The 18,379-nt window shown below is 72.1% G+C and carries 13 protein-coding genes; 11 read left to right on the top strand and 2 right to left on the bottom strand.

Going from position 1 to position 18,379, the window contains the following annotated elements:
• Positions 1–109 precede the first annotated feature (109 nt).
• The 5 genes from AB5J53_RS19870 to AB5J53_RS19890 all read left to right on the top strand — a co-directional run bounded on the left by AB5J53_RS19870 (position 110) and on the right by AB5J53_RS19890 (position 9,893).
• Positions 110–2,386, top strand: coding sequence for a CDP-glycerol glycerophosphotransferase family protein (locus tag AB5J53_RS19870; RefSeq protein ID WP_369247001.1), 2,277 nt, complete (start codon positions 110–112; stop codon positions 2,384–2,386).
• A gap of 124 nt (positions 2,387–2,510) precedes the next feature.
• Positions 2,511–4,673, top strand: a complete 2,163-nt coding sequence (locus AB5J53_RS19875) for a CDP-glycerol glycerophosphotransferase family protein (RefSeq protein ID WP_369247002.1) — start codon at positions 2,511–2,513, stop codon at positions 4,671–4,673.
• Position 4,674: 1 nt separating this feature from the next.
• Positions 4,675–6,897, top strand: a complete 2,223-nt coding sequence (locus AB5J53_RS19880) for a CDP-glycerol glycerophosphotransferase family protein (RefSeq protein WP_369247003.1) — start codon at positions 4,675–4,677, stop codon at positions 6,895–6,897.
• A 56-nt stretch (positions 6,898–6,953) separates the two neighbouring features.
• Positions 6,954–8,228 (top strand): hypothetical protein, encoded by a 1,275-nt coding sequence (locus AB5J53_RS19885; protein WP_369252344.1) that lies wholly within the window; start codon positions 6,954–6,956, stop codon positions 8,226–8,228.
• A gap of 84 nt (positions 8,229–8,312) precedes the next feature.
• Positions 8,313–9,893, top strand: coding sequence for a hypothetical protein (locus AB5J53_RS19890; RefSeq protein ID WP_369247004.1), 1,581 nt, complete (start codon positions 8,313–8,315; stop codon positions 9,891–9,893).
• A 98-nt stretch (positions 9,894–9,991) separates the two neighbouring features.
• On the opposite strand, the gene AB5J53_RS19895 is transcribed toward AB5J53_RS19890, so the two are convergent.
• The gene (locus AB5J53_RS19895) at positions 9,992–10,405 is read right to left on the bottom strand and encodes an organic hydroperoxide resistance protein (RefSeq protein WP_369247005.1); all 414 of its coding nucleotides are present in this window, start codon (positions 10,403–10,405) and stop codon (positions 9,992–9,994) included.
• 123 nt (positions 10,406–10,528) lie between these two features.
• Between AB5J53_RS19895 and AB5J53_RS19900 the strand changes: the two genes are divergently transcribed.
• Entirely contained in the window at positions 10,529–11,035 is a 507-nt protein-coding gene (locus AB5J53_RS19900; protein WP_369247006.1) for a MarR family winged helix-turn-helix transcriptional regulator, read from the top strand.
• Here AB5J53_RS19900 and AB5J53_RS19905 read toward each other — a convergent pair.
• A complete protein-coding gene (locus AB5J53_RS19905) occupies positions 11,032–12,597 on the bottom strand; it encodes a hypothetical protein (RefSeq protein WP_369247007.1) in 1,566 nt (521 codons plus the stop codon). The two genes, AB5J53_RS19900 and AB5J53_RS19905, sit on opposite strands and share 4 nt — an antisense overlap.
• Before the next feature lie 93 nt (positions 12,598–12,690).
• Here AB5J53_RS19905 and AB5J53_RS19910 point away from each other — a divergent pair, with 93 nt between their 5' ends.
• Genes AB5J53_RS19910 through AB5J53_RS19930 form a run of 5 tightly spaced genes read left to right on the top strand, consistent with a single transcriptional unit; the run spans position 12,691 to position 18,379 of the window.
• Positions 12,691–13,971, top strand: a complete 1,281-nt coding sequence (locus AB5J53_RS19910) for a glycosyltransferase 87 family protein (RefSeq protein WP_369247008.1) — start codon at positions 12,691–12,693, stop codon at positions 13,969–13,971.
• 55 nt (positions 13,972–14,026) lie between these two features.
• Positions 14,027–15,622, top strand: a complete 1,596-nt coding sequence (locus AB5J53_RS19915; protein ID WP_369247009.1) for a glycosyltransferase family 2 protein — start codon at positions 14,027–14,029, stop codon at positions 15,620–15,622.
• A gap of 58 nt (positions 15,623–15,680) precedes the next feature.
• Positions 15,681–16,661 carry a UDP-glucose 4-epimerase GalE gene (gene galE / locus AB5J53_RS19920; protein ID WP_369247010.1) on the top strand — a complete coding sequence of 327 codons (981 nt, stop codon included), beginning with the start codon at positions 15,681–15,683 and terminating at the stop codon, positions 16,659–16,661.
• 42 nt (positions 16,662–16,703) lie between these two features.
• Positions 16,704–17,642: an ADP-ribosylglycohydrolase family protein gene (locus AB5J53_RS19925; RefSeq protein ID WP_369247011.1), complete on the top strand. Its 939-nt coding sequence runs from the start codon at positions 16,704–16,706 to the stop codon at positions 17,640–17,642.
• A gap of 47 nt (positions 17,643–17,689) precedes the next feature.
• Entirely contained in the window at positions 17,690–18,379 is a 690-nt protein-coding gene (locus AB5J53_RS19930) for a class I SAM-dependent methyltransferase (RefSeq protein ID WP_369247012.1), read from the top strand.

The raw sequence follows: 18,379 nt of genomic DNA on the forward strand, positions 1-18,379 counted from the left end.
CGTCCCTCCCCGTTCACCAAAGTTCCCCCGTATGCCACATCTGGCGTAACCAAGTCACCCCTTCGGCCGTTCCCGGGCAGGTATGCCCGCGCCGACCCATGGATGTCCCTTGCCCAGGTTCAGTGTCATCGTCCCCGCGTACAAGGTTCAGGCGTACCTGCACGAGTGCCTGGAATCCGTCCTCGAGCAGTCCTACCCGGACCTCGAACTGATCGCGGTCGACGACTGCTCGCCCGACGCCTGCGGGGCGATCATCGACGAGTTCGCGGCCCGCGACGCCCGCGTACGCGCCGTACACCTGCCGGAGAACGTGGGCCTGGGCCGCGCCCGCAACGCGGGCCTCGAACAGGCCACCGGCGACTACCTGATCTTCCTGGACAGCGACGACAGCCTCACCCAGGACGCGCTGCGCGCCATCGCCGACCGGCTGAAGGAGACCTCCGAACCGGACGTCCTGGTCTACGACTACGCGCGCACGTACTGGTCGGGCGAGGCCGTCCGCAACCAGTTCGCCGCGCAGTTGACGGAGCAGGGGCCGGCGCCGTTCCGGCTGGCCGACCGGCCGGGGCTGCTGCGGGTCCTGATGGTGGTGTGGAACAAGGCGTACCGCCGGGAGTTCGTCGAGCGCGAGGGCTTCGCCTTCCCGCCCGGCTACTACGAGGACACGCCCTGGACCTATCCGGTGCTGATGTCCGCCGAGACGATCGCCACCCTCGACCGGGTCTGCGTCCACTACCGCCAGCGGCGCCACGGGAGCATCCTCGGCACGAGCAGCCGCAAGCACTTCGACATCTTCGAGCAGTACGACCGTGTCTTCGCGCACATCGACAGCCGCCCTGAGCTGGCCCCCTGGCGCCCGGTCCTGTTCCGCCGCATGGTCGACCACTTCTCGACGGTGTTCGTGAGGCGCGGCCGGCTGCCACGCGGCTCGCGGGCCGAGTTCCTGCGCAAGTCCCGTGCCCACTACCGCCGTTACCGCACACCGGGCGCCCCGGTCCCGCTCCGCACCCGCGTGCGGCACGCACTGGTCAGGCTGGGCACCCATCGCGCGTACCGCCTGCTGTCACTGGCGTCCCACGTCCGCAGACACACCGTGTACCGGGCCAAGGCGCTGCTGCGCAGGACCCGGGGCGCCGCGCTGCAACTCCACTACCGCGTCCAGCTCCGCCTCCCGCTGCGCGCCGACCGTGCCGTCTTCTCCAGCTACTGGGGCCGCGGCCACGGCTGCAACCCGGGCGCCCTGGAGTCCGCGTTCCGCACCTGGGCGCCGCACATCACCACCGCGTGGATCGCGCACGCCGAGCACCATCACACGATCCCGGCCTCGACGCGCAGGCTGCGCCCCGCCACGGCCGCGTACTGGACGGCGCTCGCCCGCTCCAAGTACCTGGTGAACAACGTCAACTTCGACCGGCGCCTGGTCAAGCGCCCCGGCCAGATCATGATCCAGACGCAGCACGGGACCCCGCTCAAGCACATGGGCCTCGACCTCCAGGACCGCCCGGCGGCCTCGCGCGGCACGGACTTCGCCGAGCTGCTGCGCAGCGTCGACAAATGGGACTACTGCCTGTCCGCCAACCGCCACTCCACCCTGGTCTGGGAGCGCGTCTTCCCGTCCTCGTACACGACGCTGGAGTACGGCCTCCCCCGCAACGACGTCTTCCAGCAGGCGACTTCGGGGGACGTGACCCGGCTGCGCGAGTCGCTCGGCATCCCCGAGAGCGCGGTCGCTGTCCTGTACGCGCCGACGTACCGCGACTACCGCCGCACCCAGCGCCGCACCCTCGACCTGGAGCGCATGCTGCGCCAACTCGGTCCACGCTTCGTCGTGCTGACCCGCGCCCATCACTCGTACGCGGGGTCCCCGGCGAGCGCCGCGCCTTCTTCGTCGGGCCGCCTCATCGACGTGTCCGACCATCCGAGCATCGAGTCGCTGTGCCTCGCCTCGGACGTGCTGGTCACCGACTACTCGTCCCTGATGTTCGACTACGCGGTCCTGGACCGGCCGATCGTGATCCACGCGGACGACTGGGAGGCGTACGAGGCGGCCCGCGGCACCTACTTCGATCTGCGCGCCTTCCCGCCGGGCGCGGTCGCGCGCAGCGAGGACGAGCTGATCGACATCTTCGCGACGGGGCACTGGCGCGGCTCACGCTCCGCACAGCTGCGGGCCGCGTTCCGCGAGCGCTTCTGCCCGTACGACGACGGGCGCGCCGCGGAGCGGGTCGTACGCCGTGTGGTCCTTGGCGAGACCGCCGGCCTGCCGCCGTTCATCCCGCTCGCCGAACGGCACCCGGTCCCGTCGGCGGCCGCGGCCCGCCCTGCCCCGCCCCTCGCGACCGTGCCGCCGCCCGGCGGCGCCGTCCCCGCCACCGAGAACCTCTGAACCGGAGTCCGCGTGCCCTCCAGCCCGTCGCGGCCCACCCCCACCCGGCCGGCCACCTGGCGGCCCGCCGGGCGACCGGGGCGATGAAACCCCAAGCTCAGTGCCCCTTGAGAGAAAGAGCAGAATGCCCCGCTTCAGCGTCATCGTGCCCACCCATGGAGTCGCCGGGCGACTGGCCCAAGCGCTGGACTCGGTCCTCAGCCAGTCCTTCGGCGACTTCGAGCTGATCCCGGTCTGCGACGCGCCCGACTCCCCGGCCGGGACGGTCGCCGCCGCGTACGCCGCCCGGGACTCCCGGGTGGCTCCGGTCCACTCGCCGCCGTCGGGCGGGCTGAGCGCGGCGCGCAATGCCGGGATGGCGGCGGCGAACGGCATGTATCTGCTCTTCCTCGACGGCGACGACGATCTGGTGGCGGGCGCGCTGGGAGCCCTGGACATCAAGCTGCGGGCCGACACGGATGTCCTCTACTTCGGGCACGAGCGGGTGCACTGGTGGGAGGGCGAGTCGAGCAGGCCCCCGCTCGACAAGGACCCGGAGGTCATCGGCGTACACGTCCCGGCGTGGAGCGCGGCCTACCGTCGCGCCTTCCTCACCGAGAACGGGCTCACCTTCCCCGGCGGGCACTTCACGGACGCGGGCTGGGGCGGCCTGGTGACCCTCGCGAGCGAACGCACGGCGGTACTGCACACGGTCTGCGTACGTCATCACCTGCGCCGCCAGGGCAGTCGCCTCAACACCCCGGGCGAGCACCATTTCGAACTCCTCGACCAGGTCGCATCGGTGCTCGCCCGTGCGGCCGAACAGACCGTGTCCGCGGCCAAGGCGCACGCGCTGTTCGGTCAGCTCTTCGCCCTCGTCCTGAAGACGGCGGCGCATCCGACGCGGGTGCCCCCACGCCGCCGCCGGGCCTTCTTCCGCCGCGCGGGCAGGCTCTACCGGCGCCACCGCCCGGCCGGGTTCCGGCCGCCGCCGGGCAGTCTCGGAGTGCAGCACCGGTTGCTCGCGACCGGCGCCTACAGCGCGTTCCGGGCTTTGCGCGGCGCCAACCAGGCGGCCGCGAAGGCGGCACAGAAGGTGCCGCGCCCGAAGATGCTGCGCACCCGCGTGCTCTACGCGGCCCACCTCCGTCGCGCCCTCGACGAGAACCTCGCCGTGTACTGCGCGTACTGGGGCCGGGGCTACGCCTGCAACCCGGCCGCCATCCACGCCAAGGCCCGCGAACTCGCCCCGCACATCCGCTCGGTCTTCCTGGTCGAGCCCGAAGCGGTGGACGCGCTGCCGAAGGGCATCGACCACGCGGTGATCGGCAGCCATCGATCCTGGGAGGTGCTGGCCCGCGCCAAGTACCTGATCAACAACGCCAACTTCGCGGACGGCGTCGTCAAACGCCCCGGCAGCGTCCACGTACAGACGCAGCACGGGACCCCCCTGAAGAAGATGGGCGTCGACCAGTCCACGTACCCGGTGGTGGCGGCCGCGACCGGCAGCTTCACCAAGCTGCTGACCCGGGTGGACCGCTGGGACTACAACCTCTCCTCCAACCGGCACTCGACCCAGATGTGGGAGCGGGCCTTCCCTGGCACGTACGAGGCGCTGGAGTACGGCTATCCGCGCAACGACGTCTACTACACGGCGACCGCCGACGACGTGGCCCGCGTGCGCGAGCGGCTGGGCGTCCCCGAAGGCAGGACCGCCCTCCTCTACGCGCCCACGCACCGCGACTACAGCACCGGCTTCGAGGCGCGTCTCGACCTGGAGGCCTTCTGCGAGGAGATCGGCGAGGACTTCGTCGTCCTGCTGCGCGCCCACTACTTCTACGACGAGGGCGACCGGCGAAAGAGCAGCGGCCGGATCATCGACGTCACCGGGCACCGCTCCTCGGAGGACGTCTGCCTGGCCGCCGACGCGCTGATCACGGACTACTCGTCGATCATGTTCGACTACGCCAACCTCGACCGGCCCATCGTCGTGTACGCGGACGACTGGGAGATCTACCGGGAGACGCGGGGCGTCTACTTCGACGTGATGCAGGCGCCGCCGGGGCCGGTGGCCCGCACTCCGCAGGACCTGGCCCGGGTCTTCACCGAGGCCTCCTACGCGGACTCGGCCTCCACGGCCCTGCGTGCCCGATTCCGCGAGCGCTTCTGCCAGTTCGACGACGGAAGGGCAGCCGAAAGGGTCGTACGAAGAGTGCTCCTGGGTGAGCCGCCCGAGGCCATCCCGCCCGTGGTGCCGCTCGCCGAGCGTCTGCCGGCCCCCGCCGCGTCCACCCTCGTAAGGAGCTGACGTGCCCCGCTTCAGCATCATCGTGCCCGTCTTCAAGGTGCAGGGCTTTCTGGCCGAGTGCCTCGAATCGGTCCTGGAGCAGTCGTACACGGACCTCGAGGTGATCGCCGTCGACGACTGCTCGCCGGACGGCTGCGGCGCGATCCTCGACGAGTACGCGGCCCGCGACCCGCGCGTACGGGTGCTGCACCTGCCCGAGAACGTGGGGCTCGGCCGGGCCCGGAACGCCGGAATGCCGTACGCCACCGGGGACTTCCTCTTCTTCCTCGACAGCGACGACACCCTCACGCCGGGCGCCCTGCGCGCCATCGCCGACCGCCTGGACGAGACCGCCGACCCGGATCACCCCGACGTCCTCGTATTCGACTACGCGCGCACGTACTGGTGGGGCGGGACACGCAGGAACGTCCTCGCGCGGGTGCTCACGGAGTCGGGTGACGGTACCTTCACGGCCGCCGAACACCCGGAGATCCTGGAGCTGTTGATGGTGGTGTGGAACAAGGTCTACCGCCGCGAGTTCGTCGAGCGCGAGGGCTTCGCCTTCCCGCCCGGGTACTACGAGGACACGCCCTGGACGTTCCCGGTGATGCTCAGCGCGGAGCGGATCGCCACGCTGGACCGGATCTGTCTCGCCTACCGCCAGCGCCGCCAGGGCAACATCCTGTCCACCACCAGCCGCAAGCACTTCGACATCCACGACCAGTACGAGCGGGTTTTCGCCTTTGTCGACTCCCGCCCGGAGCTGGCGAGTTGGCGCCCCTATCTGCATCGCAAGATGGGCGAGCACTGTCTGGACATCCTCTCCAAGCCGGACCGGCTGCCCGAGTCCGACAAGCGCGAGTTCTTCCGGCTGACGGCCGCGCTCTTCCGCAAGCACAAGACCACCGAGCCGGTGCCTCGCGAACTGCGGGTCCTGGAGGGCGGGTTCGCGCGCTATCGGGCCCGGCGTCAGGCGGGCCGCCTCGGCAGGGAACTGGGGAGGCGCGGGCAGCAGGCGCGCAAGGCGGCCGCCACGCGGGTCAAGCGCGGCTGGTCCGCGGTGCACGAACACCGCTCGCTGGATGCGAACCTGGCGGTGTACTCGGCGTTCTCGCACCGCGGGGTGCTCGGCGACCCGGCGGCCGTGTACCACAAGGCGCGGGAGATCGCCCCGCACATCCGCGGGGTGTGGGTGGTGCGGGGCGAAGAGGAGGCGGCGCTGCTTCCGGAGGGCGTCGAGCACGTGCTCCTCGACTCCCTGCGCTACCGCCAGGTCACCGCGCGGGCCACGTACTTCGTCAACAACGTCAACTGGCCCGGCACACTCGTCAAACGCCCCGGCAGCGTCCACGTCCACACCCACCAGGGCACCCCGCTGAAGTACATGGCGGCCGACCTGCTGGACAAGCCGGGCGCCCGGCACGGCCTCGACGTACCGCAGATGCTGCGCCGCGCGGACCGCTGGGACTACAGCCTGGTCGCCAACCGCCATTCCGAGCTGGTCTGGGACCGCGCCTACCCCTGCCACTTCACCTCGCTGCGCAGCGGCAGCCCGCGCAACGACGTCCTCGTGCGCGCGCGGCCGGAAGACGGTCTGGCCGTCCGCGAGCGTCTGGGCATCCCGGCCGACCACCGGGTGGTGCTGTACGCGCCGACCCGCCGCGACTACGTCCGGGGCGGGCACGTCGACCGCATCGACCTCGCCCGCTTCGCCGACGATCTCGGTGAGGGCCACACCCTCGTCGTACGGCTTCATCCGTCGCTGGCGGACGGCCCGGCGCGCGGGATGGGACTGTCCGAGCTGCATCGCCGCAAGATCGTGGTCGACGCGACCGACGAGCCGCACGTCGAGGACCTGATGCTCGCCTCCGACGTGCTGGTCACGGACTACTCGGCCCTCATGTTCGACTACGCCAACCTCGACCGGCCGATCGTGCTGCACACCGACGACTGGGGCGCGTACGCGGCGAGCCGGGGCGCCTACTTCGACATCACGGCGGACGCCCCCGGCCATGTGGCGGGTTCCTACCGGGAGTTGGTGTGGCTGTTCGCGTCCGGGGCGTGGCGGGACGCGGACGCGGCGCGGCTGCGGGCCGGGTTCCGGGCGCGGTTCTGCGAGTTCGACGACGGGCGGGCGGCCGAGCGGGTGGTGCGGACGCTGATGCTCGGAGAGAAGGCCGACGAGCCGGCCCCCGTCGTCCCGCTGCCGGCACAGGCGGGGCACGACGTCCTCGCGTCGTCGTGAGCGTGCTCGTGCGCTGTGCCGTGGGGCCCCGGTCGCCGCGCTCCCCGCGGTCCTGGGTGATCGTCCTGGCCGCCGTGTTCGCCGCCCTCCAGCTCGCGAACGTCACCGGCCGGGACACCCCCGACACCAAGAACTACCTCTCGTACGCGCTGAGTCTGCGCGGCGAGAGCAAGCACGACGCCGCGGCGATCACGATCGACTACGTCTGCGCCGGGAAGGCGTCCATCGCGCGCCGCAACCAGAGCGTCAACGTGGTGCGCTTCCACGCGCCGAGCCCCACGAAGCGGGTCATGGAGGACTGCCGGCGCGATCAGTGGTGGGGGGTGTCGAAGCGGCTCACGGCCGGGGAGACGGCGGGGCACACCACGCCGTTCATGCCGCCCCGCTTCATGCGGATCTTCGAGGTGCGGCCGGGGTATCCGGCGCTGCTGGTCCCCTTCATCACGGTGCTCGGCGTGAAGTGGGGCCTGTGGGCGTCGAGCGTCCTCATCACGGTCGCCGGAGGCGTCCTCGCCTTCCTCGTGCTGCGCACCCTGCGCGCCCCCGCGGTCGCGGCCCTGACCGGACAGGGCCTCTTCTACGTGCTGCCGTGCGGCACGACGGCGATGCGCCCGATGACCGAGGGCCTGCTGCTGACGCTGACCCTGGCGGCGCTCTGGGGCTGCGCGCTCGTGCTGGAGGGCCGCGCGCGGGCCGGAACCCGGCTCGTCGGCGGGTCCCTGGCGCTGCTCTTCACGGTGAAGCATTCGCACGCGCTGTTCCTCGGGCTGTGCCTGGCGGCCGCGTGCGCGGTGATCGGAGTACGGCGCGGGGGGCTGCGGCAGCCGCTGCGGGGACTCGAAGGTCCGCTGCGGGCCCTGACGGTGGTGGCGGGCTGCGGGGCGCTGGCCACGGTCGTCGCGGCGCGGGTGCTGCACTACCCGTCCGAGTCCGAGAGCATCCAAGACCTGCTCACGGCCCACTTCTCCCGCCCCGACCGCACCCACCTGTGGTCGGAGTTCCTCCATCTGGAGCTCAACTTCTGGGTGGAGTGGCTGCGCCGGCAGCTCTGGGAGCCGCTGTTCCTGACGACCCTGGTGGCCGCCGCGTGGGGCGCGCTCCGCCGCCGCCCGGCCTTCGCCGCCTTCCTGCTCGCGGCCGCGTTCACCGGCGTCCTCAACCAGGCCGGGCACCCCGACATCAACATCTGGGGCGACCGGCTGATCGTGCTGGCATGGCTGCTGCCGGTGGTGGGTCTTCCGCTGCTGCTGGAGGAGGTCGTACGGCCACGGGCGGAGGCCTCGGGTACGGTGCCGGGCCCCCTCAAGCGGCACACCGAGGTCGCTCGATGAGGTGATGACCGGCTAGGCCGTTGACCCTGAAGGGCATATACGGCAAATGCTGCGAACCGTCACTCAGTCCTCTCCCTCCGCCCGGTGAGCGCCGACGTCCTCGTCCGGCGGGTCGTGCGCGGCGCCACCGCGCTGCGCGGCGGTGCCGCCTGGCGTCCGACCCCGTACCAGCTCTTCGGCACCCTGTTCTGGCTGGTGATGTCGCTCGCGTACTGGCGTGTCCCGCTGTGCTGCGACGCCGGCCAGCACGCGGCGGTCGTCGAGCGCCTCAAGGCCCATCTCCTCCACCCTCTGCACCCGATGGCTGATCTGCCCGGCGCGGGCAGCCCGTACTACTCCCCGTACGCGGTGGCCCAGGGAGCCTTCGCCCGGCTGACCGGCCTGGGCGGCTGGGAGGTCGTGCGGCTCTCCGGCCCGTTCAACCTGCTGGTCCTGCTGACCGGCATCGGCCGTTTCGTCCGGGTCCTGACACCACGTCAGTGGGCGCCGGTGCTCGGGCTGTTCGCGATGGTGCTGCTGTGGGGCACCGAGCGGGCCTGGTGGAGCGGCTATCTCGGGCTGATGTCGATGACGGGGAACCTCGGCTATCCGTCGACGTTCGCCATCGGACTGGCCTTCTGGGCCTGGGCGTTGACGGGCGCGTGCGCGGGAGGCATCGACGGCCCCGTCCGGTACGTCGGTCCGAGCGGCCTGCGGAGCCTGTGGGGGTACAAGGGGCTCGGCGCGCTGTACGGCCTGATTCTGCTCGTGCACCCGATCACGTCCATCGCAGCGGTGCTCGGGGCCGTGGCGTTCGTGGCGGGATGGCAGCGCGGGTGGCGGCCGGCCGTTGTGGGCCGGTGGGTGATGGCGGGCGGGACGGCGATGCTGGTCGCGTCCTTCTGGCCGTACTTCGACGTCTTCGCGCTGACCGGGGACCGCAGCGTGGACGCGATGCACGAGCGGCTCTACGAGGGGATGCCCGGGCACTTCTGGCTGGCGTTGATCGGGGTGCCCGCGCTGTGGCTGCGGGCGCGGCGGGCCAAGCGGAGCGAAGGGCACTGGTGGCGGGATCCGCTCGTACTGATGTTCGCGCTGGAGTGCCTGGCGGTGGCGTACGGCTGGGTCAGCGGGCACTACACGTACGGCAGGATCCTGGGGCTCACACTGGTGCCGCTGCAGTTCGCGCTCGGGGTGGAGCTGGCCACGCCTCGACCCTGGGGCTTCGGGCGTCGCCTGCTGAGCTGGACGGCGGCTGCCGGGGCCTGCGTCGGTTTCCTCACCGTGCAGGCGGGGGCGGTGGTGCCGCGCGCTCTCGACCCGGTCGGCTTCGACCGGCCGCCGCACTGGCCGACGTACGCGTGGGCGGCGCGGCACATCGAGCCCGGCGAGGCGGTCATCACGGACGGGTACTACTCCGTCCACCTGATCGCGGGCTACGGACCGGACCTCGCCGCGCCCGCCTGGCCCGACCTCGCCCTCGCCGAGGGGGAGCGGCTGCGGCGGCTCGCCGCGGTTCGCGCGTATCTCGACCCGGCGTCGACCCGTGCCGAGCGCTCCGCCGTCGCCCGGCGGTATCACGTGCGCTGGCTGCTGCTCACGCGCTGGCGGCGGGTGCCGGAGGAGGCGACGGTGGTGGCGTGGAGTCGGCAGACGGGGGAGGTGTTGGCGCGGGTCGGGCCGTGAGAGGTCGTGCGGCCACCGCGGGCCGGTGGGGGCTGATCGCTCTGTGCCCCGCGTCCCTTACGGGCGCGGGGCACGAGGGTTGTTCACGACAACCGGAATTACTCGACGACGAGCTCGACCGGGATGTTGCCGCGGGTCGCGTTGGAGTAGGGGCAGACCTGGTGGGCCTGCTCGACGAGCTTGCGGCCGGTCGACTCGTCGACGGAGTCGGGCAGCTCGATGCGCAGCGTCACCTTGAGGCCGAAGCCCTCGCCCTGCTTGCCGATGCCGACCTCACCGGTCACCGCGGCCTCGGTGACGTCGACCTTGGCCGCGCGGCCGACGAGGCCGAGGGCGCTGGCGAAACAGGCGGCGTAACCGGCGGCGAAGAGCTGCTCGGGGTTGGTGCCCTGCCCGTTCCCGCCCAGCTCAACCGGCGGGGCCAGCTGCACGTCGAGCTTGCCGTCGGAGCTGATTGCGCGGCCCTCGCGGCCGTGGGTGGCGGTGGCGACAGCGGTGTAGATCGCGTCCATGGAGACCGTCCCTCTCAAGTCAAAGTCCTGCCAGGGCGGCCGGTCCGACCGCCTCACGACCTAATTAGAGCACGCAATTCAATTGCGCACAACTAAATGGCTCGCAAGAGCTATCCTGGAGTCATGACCGCCACGCCCGCCCCGAGCCCGCAGGCCCCGTCCGCTCCGTCCGACGGGGACTACCTCCGCCTCGACCAGCAGATCTGCTTCTCCTTGAACGCCGCCTCGCGCGCTTTCGGCGGCGTCTACCGCGTGATCCTCAAGGACCTGGGGCTCACCTACCCCCAGTACCTGGTGATGCTGGTGCTGTGGGAGCACGGCGAGCTGCCCGTCAAGAAGGTCGGCGAGCACCTGCGACTGGACTCCGGGACACTGTCGCCGCTGCTCAAGCGCCTGGAGGCGGCCGGTCTCGTACGACGTGAGCGCAACGCCCGGGACGAGCGCTCCGTGCACGTCCACCTCACCGACGAGGGCGTCGCCCTGCGCGAGCGCGCCCTGCATGTGCCGCGCCGGATCGCCGCGGCCACGGGCGCCGGCCTCGAAGAGATCCGCGAGCTCCGGGCCCGCCTCGACCGCCTGACGGCGGCACTGGACGAGGCGGCACTGGAGGAGACGCCGGGCTGCGTCTAGCCGATCGCCCAGCCCATGTCCTGCGTGGGCGCCCTGCGCACGTACAGGCGCAGCGTCACGCCTTTTCGTACGACCTCATCCAGGGGTACGAACTCCTCGTCGACCACGGCGAGTTTGACCCGTTCGGTCGGGCTGGCCGGATACCAGGCCGGGCGCAGCGCGAACGGCTCGGCGACCACCCACACCCGGTCGAGCCGGGCCAGGCGGCGGCGCAGTTCTCCCGGGTCCGCCTCCAGCCCGTACAGCGTTCCGGAGGCCGGCCCCGGCGCGCTGAGCGCGACATCCCGGATCCCGCGGAAGCCCTTCGGATACGCCAGCGCCGACCGCCGCACGATCGAGGGCAGGAACAGCACCGGGTCGCCGGGGCGCAGTTCGCGGCGGGCGGTGGCGGAGACGGCGGCGAGGTTGTCGGCGCGGTAATCGGCGGTGCGGTCCTGGCGGAGCAGGGGGAGCTGGACGGCGAAGGTGAGGGTGATGGTCAGGACGCCGGTGAGGGTGACGCGCGGTCCGGTGGGGACGGTGAGGCGCAGCCGGGGCATCAGACCCACCAGCCGTTCGGCGCCCGCCGCGGCGAGCAGTGGCGCCCCGGCGAGGGCGTACAGCACATACCGGTCGTCGTACAGCGGCCAGAACTGCGAGGCGGTCATCAGCACCACCGGCGGGACCACCATCAGGGGCAGGGCGACCGCCGGGAGCGACAGCTCTCCCCGGCGCACGAACGGCGGCCGCACGGCGAGGGCGATGAGGACCAGGTACGGCACGACCACCAGCAGCGTCGGCCCGGTGAACGCCGCCAGCAGCCGCTCCACGCTCCCGGCACCGGGCCGCGGCAGCCACGCGACCTGCGCCGACTGCCCCCGCGAGACGAGGACGAGCGGCACCAGCGCCAGGACGGCGGCTCCCGCCGCGCACCCCCATCGCCGCCACACCCGCGCCGGCACCCGCACGAGCGCCAGCGTTCCCGCGTGCGCGAGCAGCAGGAGCACCGCCAGCTCGTGCAGCAGACACGTGACGGCGACCACCCCTCCGTACGCCCACCAGCCCGCCGCCCTCCCCCAAGTTCCGGTCTTCGCTCGAACAGGGGGGACCTCCATGACCCGCACCAGCAGCACCGTCGCCCCCGCCGCCCCGGCCGCGACGAGCGCGTAGGACCGGCCCTCCTGCGCGAAGTGCCCGGCCATGGGCGTGACGGCGTACAACAGCCCCGCCCACAGGCCGACCCGCGGGCGGCACAGGCGGACGCCGAGGGCCGCGACGAGGCCCGCGGTGGTGGCGGCGGCGCAGACCGAGGGGAGTCGGAGGGCGACCTCGCCGGGGTGCGGGGCGAGGGCGGCGTGCATCAGGAGGTAGTACAGGCCGTGCACCGCGTCGACGGAGTGCAGCAGCTGCCAGATCTGCGGCACCGAGCGCCGCGCGACCTGGAACGTCACCGCCTCGTCCCGCCACATGCCGCCGCGGTCGAGCCCCCAGAGCCCGATCGCCAGCATGGCGGACACGGGCAGCAGCACGGCCGCCGCCGCCGAACGCCCGGCCCCGGACCACCTCACCCACGTACTCAGCATGGGACCGATTTTTTGCTATTAACCAACGTCTGAACGGTATTGACGGCGTATCAACTGTTGTGAGGCATCCATGCGGATTACGATCCGGGCTTGATGAGCGCCTTGAAGAGACCCCACCACGTGCTTGCCCTCGCCGCCGCCTGGCTCGCCACCCGCTCCCTGATGCTGTGGCTGCTCGCCCACGACGACCTCGACGCGCTCGGCCGGGGCGGGGTCTCGCGCGAGGTGGGGCACCTGTACTTCCGTTGGTACGGCGTCCTGTCGCAGGGCGCGTTTCCGGTGGGCGACCGCCTGTGGCAGTACCCGCCGGGCGCGGGCCCGGTGCTGCTCGCGCCCGCCCTGCTGCCGACGCTGACATACTTCACGGCCTTCGTGACCCTCACGCTCGTCGCGGACGCCGGGATCACCTATGCCCTCACGCGCGCGGGGCGACGCCCCGGGCGCAGCCTGCGCGGGGCCGCCCTGTGGACAGGGGGCCTCCCCCTGCTCCTGCACATCCCGCTCGCCCGGTACGACGTCCAGGTCACCGCCTTCGCCGTCATCTCGCTGTTGACGTTGTCGCGCTCCACGCGCGCGTGCGGCGCCTTCGCCGCACTGGGGGCGTTGGTGAAGGTCTGGCCCGCGCTGACGCTGATCGGGACACCCCGGGGCCGTACGACCCGGGAGGTCTGGACATCGGCGGTGATCACGGCGGCCGCGCTGCTCGCGCTTCTGACGGCCGTCTTCCGCGACCCGTTCGACTTCCTTCGCCAGCAGGGCGGCCGGGGCGTGCAGATCGAGTCGCTCGGGGGCACGGTCCTGGGCTTCGCGCGCCGCGCCGGGTGGCCGGGCAAGGCGCGCTACCAGTACGGAGCGATGGAGTTCGTCGGCCCGTACGTCTCCGTGGTGGCCGCCGTCTCGCTTGCCCTCACGCTCGCCGCGTTCGGGCTCCTGCTGCTGTGGCGGGTGCGGGCGCGGCACTGGACAGCGGCGACCGCGTACGACGCCGCGCTCGCCGCCGTGCTGCTGTTCACGGTGACGAGCCGGGTGATCAGCCCCCAGTACATGGTGTGGCTGCTCGGTCTGTCCGCCGTGTGCCTGACCTCGCGGCACACCACACAGCGCCCGGTGGCCGCACTGATCGTGGCGGCGACGGCGGTCAGCTCGGTGGCGTACCCCGGCCTGTACGGGGAAGTCGTCCACAGCACCTGGACGGGCTGCCTGCTGATGCTCGTACGCAACGGTCTGCTGGCGACGGCGGCGGGGATGTCGTTCGCGCGGCTGTGGCGGTCGGGCCTTCCCATGGCCATGACAGATACGGCAGACCGGGTCAAATCAGACGGGCCTCCACGGAACCCGCACCCGATTCCTGCCGTCTTCCGCACGAGACACTAAGTGCCTCTTAACGGAAAATTACCCGCAACACCTACCGTTTCGGCCCGTGGATCCCATGAGCTCTCAGCACGCGCAGGTCAGTGTGGTCGTCATCGGGTACAACGACGCCACCCACGTGAGGGAAGCGGTGCGCTCGGCGCTCGCCCAGGGCCCGGCCGTCCGTGAGGTGATAGCCGTGGACGACTGCTCGACGGACGGCAGCGCGGCCCTCCTCGACGGCCTCGCCGCCGCCGAGCCGCGCCTGAGAGTGATCCGCCGCGCGGTCAACAGCGGCGGCTGCGGCACTCCCCGCAACGACGGAATCGACGCGGCGACGGCCCCCTACGTGATGTTCCTGGACAGCGACGACGTGCTGCCGCCCGGCGCGGTGGACGCGCTGCTCGCGGCCGCGGACGGGCAGCGCGCGCAGGTCGCGGCCGGGCTGTGCGTGCGCCGCGAGCTGCCCTCGGGCCGCGAGGTGCCCTGGGAGCGCGCGCTCTACGCGAAGCCCGCCCTCGTCTCCCACCCCGCGCGGCGCACGCGCCTGGTCCGCGACACGCTCTGCGTCAACAAGCTGTACCGCACCGACTTCCTGCGCCGGCACGGGATCCGCTTCCCCGAGGGCCGCTTCCACTACGAGGACTTCGTGTTCACCGCGCGCGTGCTGGCCGCCGGGCCGCGTATCGCGCTCGTACCCGACACGGTGTACATCTGGCATGTACGGCGCGAGGCCGCACACCTCTCGATCTCGCTCGACCGCGCGGACATCGCCAACTGGCGGGCCAGGACCGATGCGAACCGGGCCGCGTACGAGATCCTGCTCGGCGCAGGCGAGAAGGGGCTCGCGCGGGCGGTGCACGCCAAGTTCCTCGACCACGAGCTGCGGATGTACACGCGCGAACTCGAACTGCGCGACCCGGAGTACCGGCGCGCCTGGTGGGAGCTCACGCGCGCCTATCTCTCGTCCTTCGACGCGACCGACTTCACCGTCAATCCGACCGCCCCCGGCCGCCTCGTCGCCCGCGTCGTACTGGCCTCCCCCGCACCCCGCGACCTGCCCCGCCTCAAGGAGCTCGCGGCCCGCCCGGCCCGGCTGCTCCCGCCGTACGCCCGCGCCTCCGACACCACGCCCATCTGGTCGGACGACCTCCCCCAGGTCACGCTGGACCATTTCCTGACGCGCCCCGCCCACCTGCTGCCGGCCGCCGTCGACGCCGAACTGCGGCCCCGCGCGCGTGGCACCCGGCTGCGGCTGCGTCTGCACGAGCTGTACGGGCGGATGGCTCAGGCGGGTCCGACGTCGGTGGGCGTGGAGTTCGTGCACCGGGAGGAGGGCCGGGTGGGACTGCGCCGCGAGGTGAACTTCCTGGCGGACCGGTACGGCGACGTCTGGACGGCCCAGACGCCGGTGGACCTGGCGGCGCTGGGCGCGGGCACGTGGGATCTCCGGCTGGAGCTCCGCTTTCGCGACGGCAGCAGCCGGGAGGCCACCGCGCACGCGCTCACGGGCCCCGGCCTGCTGCGCCGCCGCGCGGTCCCGGACGCCCGCCACGGCGTCCTGCTCGTGCAGCCGTACCGCACGCACGCGGGGGCGCTCGCGCTGCGCACGGCGTCCGGATGGAGAGGAATGACCGATGTAGTACGCCGCCGCCTCAAACGCCTGGTTCACTGATACGCGACCGCACGACACACGCACCACCACGGGCTCACTGACGAGGGGACGGTCGCACATGACCTGGCTGATCACCGGCGGCGCCGGCTACATCGGGGCGCACGTCGTGCGCGCGATGCTCGACGCGGGCGAACAGGCCGTGGTCTACGACGACTTGTCCACGGGGATCGCGGAGCGGGTACCCGCCGATGTCCCGCTGGTGGTCGGCTCGACCCTGGACTGCGAGCTGGTGTCCCGGACACTCACCGAGCACTCCGTCACCGGCGTCGTGCATCTGGCGGCGAAGAAGCAGGTCGGCGAGTCGGTGGACCTCCCGCTGCACTACTACCGGGAGAACGTCGAGGGCCTGCGGGTGCTGCTGGAGGCGGTGACGGCCGCGCGGGTCGGCTCGTTCGTCTTCTCGTCGTCCGCCGCGGTGTACGGCATGCCGGACGTGGACCTGGTCACCGAGGAGACGCCGTGCGTGCCGATGAGCCCGTACGGCGAGACGAAGCTGGCGGGCGAGTGGCTGGTCCGCGCGACGGGCCGCGCCACGGGCCTGTCCACCGCCTCCCTCCGCTACTTCAACGTGGCCGGAGCGGCATCCCCGGAACTGGCCGACGTGGGCGTCTTCAACCTCATCCCCATGGTCTTCGAAAAGCTCACGGAGAACGCGCCCCCACGCATCTTCGGCGACGACTACCCCACCCCCGACGGAACGTGCGTCCGCGACTACATCCACGTGGTCGACCTGGCCGAGGCCCACGTGGCCGCGGCCCGCGCCCTGGAGGCGTCTCCCGGCAGCGACCTCACGCTCAACATCGGCCGCGGCGAAGGCGTCTCGGTCCGCGAGATGATCGACCGCATCAACGCCCTCACCGGCTACGACCGCCCCCCGGTCACCACCCCCCGCCGCCCCGGCGACCCGGCCCGCGTCGTCGCCTCCGCCGACCGCATCGCCACCGAACTGGGCTGGAAGGCCAAGTACGACGTCCAGGACATGATCGCGTCGGCCTGGGCGGGCTGGGTACGCCTGCACCCCGGCGCGAGCCGCACGTAGCCCCGGGCCCCAGGCTCGCCGACGCCCCCGTACGCTCCCCCAATGACCGCTACCGGCACCATCCTCGGCTCGGCGGTGGGCGACGCCCTCGGGGCCCCCTTCGAGTTCGGTCCCGAAGGGGCGTTCACTGCCCGCTTCCCCACCCCCGGGTACGGCGGGGAGATGTGCGGAGGCGGTGGCTGGGACCCGGGGGAGGCCACCGACGACACGCAGATGGCCGTGCTGGTCGGCGAATCGCTCCTCGAGCACGACGGCCTCGAACTCCCGGACATCTTCCGCAGATTCCAGCGGTGGGCGGCAGCCGACCCCAAGGACATGGGCCTGCAGACCGAGGCCGTCCTCACCAGCGGAGACCCCTGGGACCTTGCCGCGGCCATCCACTACCAGGAGAACCAACGGGCCGCCGGAAACGGCTCGTTGATGCGTGCGGCGACCTCCGCCGTCCACTTCGCCCCGCACGGCCGGGACGCCACCATGGCCGCCGCCCGCCGCATCGCCGCGCTCACCCACGGCGACCGGGCGGCCTGGGAGGGCACGGCGCTCTTCCACGAACTGGTTCGAGTCGCCCTGAACGGAGGGGACCCCCTCAGCGCGATCCCGGAGACCCTCGGCGCCGTCCACCCGGACCACCGCGCCCGCTACGCCACCGTCCTCGCCCCTGACTGGCACCCCGACCAGGCAACCGAATTCAACGGCGCGGTGTGGCCCTGCCTCGGCTCCGCCGTCTGGGCCCTGCGCACCACCGAATCGTACGAGGACGCCGTACGCGCCGCGATCGACCTCGGCGGCGACACGGACACCGTCGCGGCCGTGACCGGCGGCCTCGCAGGCGCCGTATACGGAGCGGGCGCCATCCCAGAACGGTGGACCGAGGTGCTGCACGTTCCGCTGCCGGGCTCGGGTGGACGAGTCCTGCGGGCCGCGGAACTCACCGACCTCGCCCGCAGGCTGGCCGGACAGCCGGACGACGCCATGCCCTGAGCGAACAGCCCCATACGGTCGTGGGTGCTCTCCCTAGCATCAACGGCATGGGACCCAGGGCGAGCGCAGCGACGTATGACGAACACGCCGACTGGTACAACGACTTCATGTCGGCCGGTACGGCAGGGGCGTACATCGAGCGGGTGCACGCCGCGATCGAGGAGCTCCTCGGGCCCGGCGAAGGGACGTGTCTGGACGTCTGCTGTGGGACGGGGGCACATGCGCCCGCGTTGGCCGGGCTGGGGTGGACGCCAGTCGGTGTGGATCTGTCGGGTGGTCAACTAAGGCATGCCGTACGGCGGTTGCCCGTCGTCGTGGGTGACGCGACGGCGCTGCCGTTCGGGGACGGGGCCGTGCCCACTGTCGCGTGTGTGCTGGCCCATACCGACGTGCCCGATTACGCGGCCGTGCTGAGGGAGGTCGCCCGGGTGCTGCGGCCCGGTGGGCGGTTCGTGCATCTGGGGGTGCACCCGTGCTTCATCGGCGCGTTCGCCGACTGGAGCGACCGGCCGAGGGTGCTGCTCGACGAGCGGTACGCCGACCGGTCCCGCAGCTTCGACGCGTGGAACCCGGCGGGCGTCCGGGCCCGTGTCGGCGCCTGGCACCTCCCGCTCTCGGACCTCCTCAACGCCACCACCGCGGCCGGCCTGCGGATCGTGCGCACCACCGAGGCGGGGCCCGGCGGCGTGCCCGACCTGTTCGGCTTCCTTGCCGTAAAGGGCCGGGACGACCGCTGA

Source organism: Streptomyces sp. R41, assembly GCF_041053055.1.
GTDB lineage: Bacteria > Actinomycetota > Actinomycetes > Streptomycetales > Streptomycetaceae > Streptomyces.

Excerpts from the sequence above, each read along its gene's own strand:
- AB5J53_RS19875 (WP_369247002.1), top strand. The coding sequence starts at position 2,511 with ATGCCCCGCTTCAGCGTCATCGTGCCCACCCATGGAGTCGCCGGGCGA.
- AB5J53_RS19895 (WP_369247005.1), bottom strand. The coding sequence starts at position 10,405 with ATGGACGCGATCTACACCGCTGTCGCCACCGCCACCCACGGCCGCGAG.
- AB5J53_RS19900 (WP_369247006.1), top strand. The coding sequence starts at position 10,529 with ATGACCGCCACGCCCGCCCCGAGCCCGCAGGCCCCGTCCGCTCCGTCC.
- AB5J53_RS19905 (WP_369247007.1), bottom strand. The coding sequence starts at position 12,597 with ATGCTGAGTACGTGGGTGAGGTGGTCCGGGGCCGGGCGTTCGGCGGCG.
- AB5J53_RS19910 (WP_369247008.1), top strand. The coding sequence starts at position 12,691 with ATGAGCGCCTTGAAGAGACCCCACCACGTGCTTGCCCTCGCCGCCGCC.
- AB5J53_RS19915 (WP_369247009.1), top strand. The coding sequence starts at position 14,027 with ATGAGCTCTCAGCACGCGCAGGTCAGTGTGGTCGTCATCGGGTACAAC.
- galE (WP_369247010.1), top strand. The coding sequence starts at position 15,681 with ATGACCTGGCTGATCACCGGCGGCGCCGGCTACATCGGGGCGCACGTC.
- AB5J53_RS19925 (WP_369247011.1), top strand. The coding sequence starts at position 16,704 with ATGACCGCTACCGGCACCATCCTCGGCTCGGCGGTGGGCGACGCCCTC.
- AB5J53_RS19930 (WP_369247012.1), top strand. The coding sequence starts at position 17,690 with ATGGGACCCAGGGCGAGCGCAGCGACGTATGACGAACACGCCGACTGG.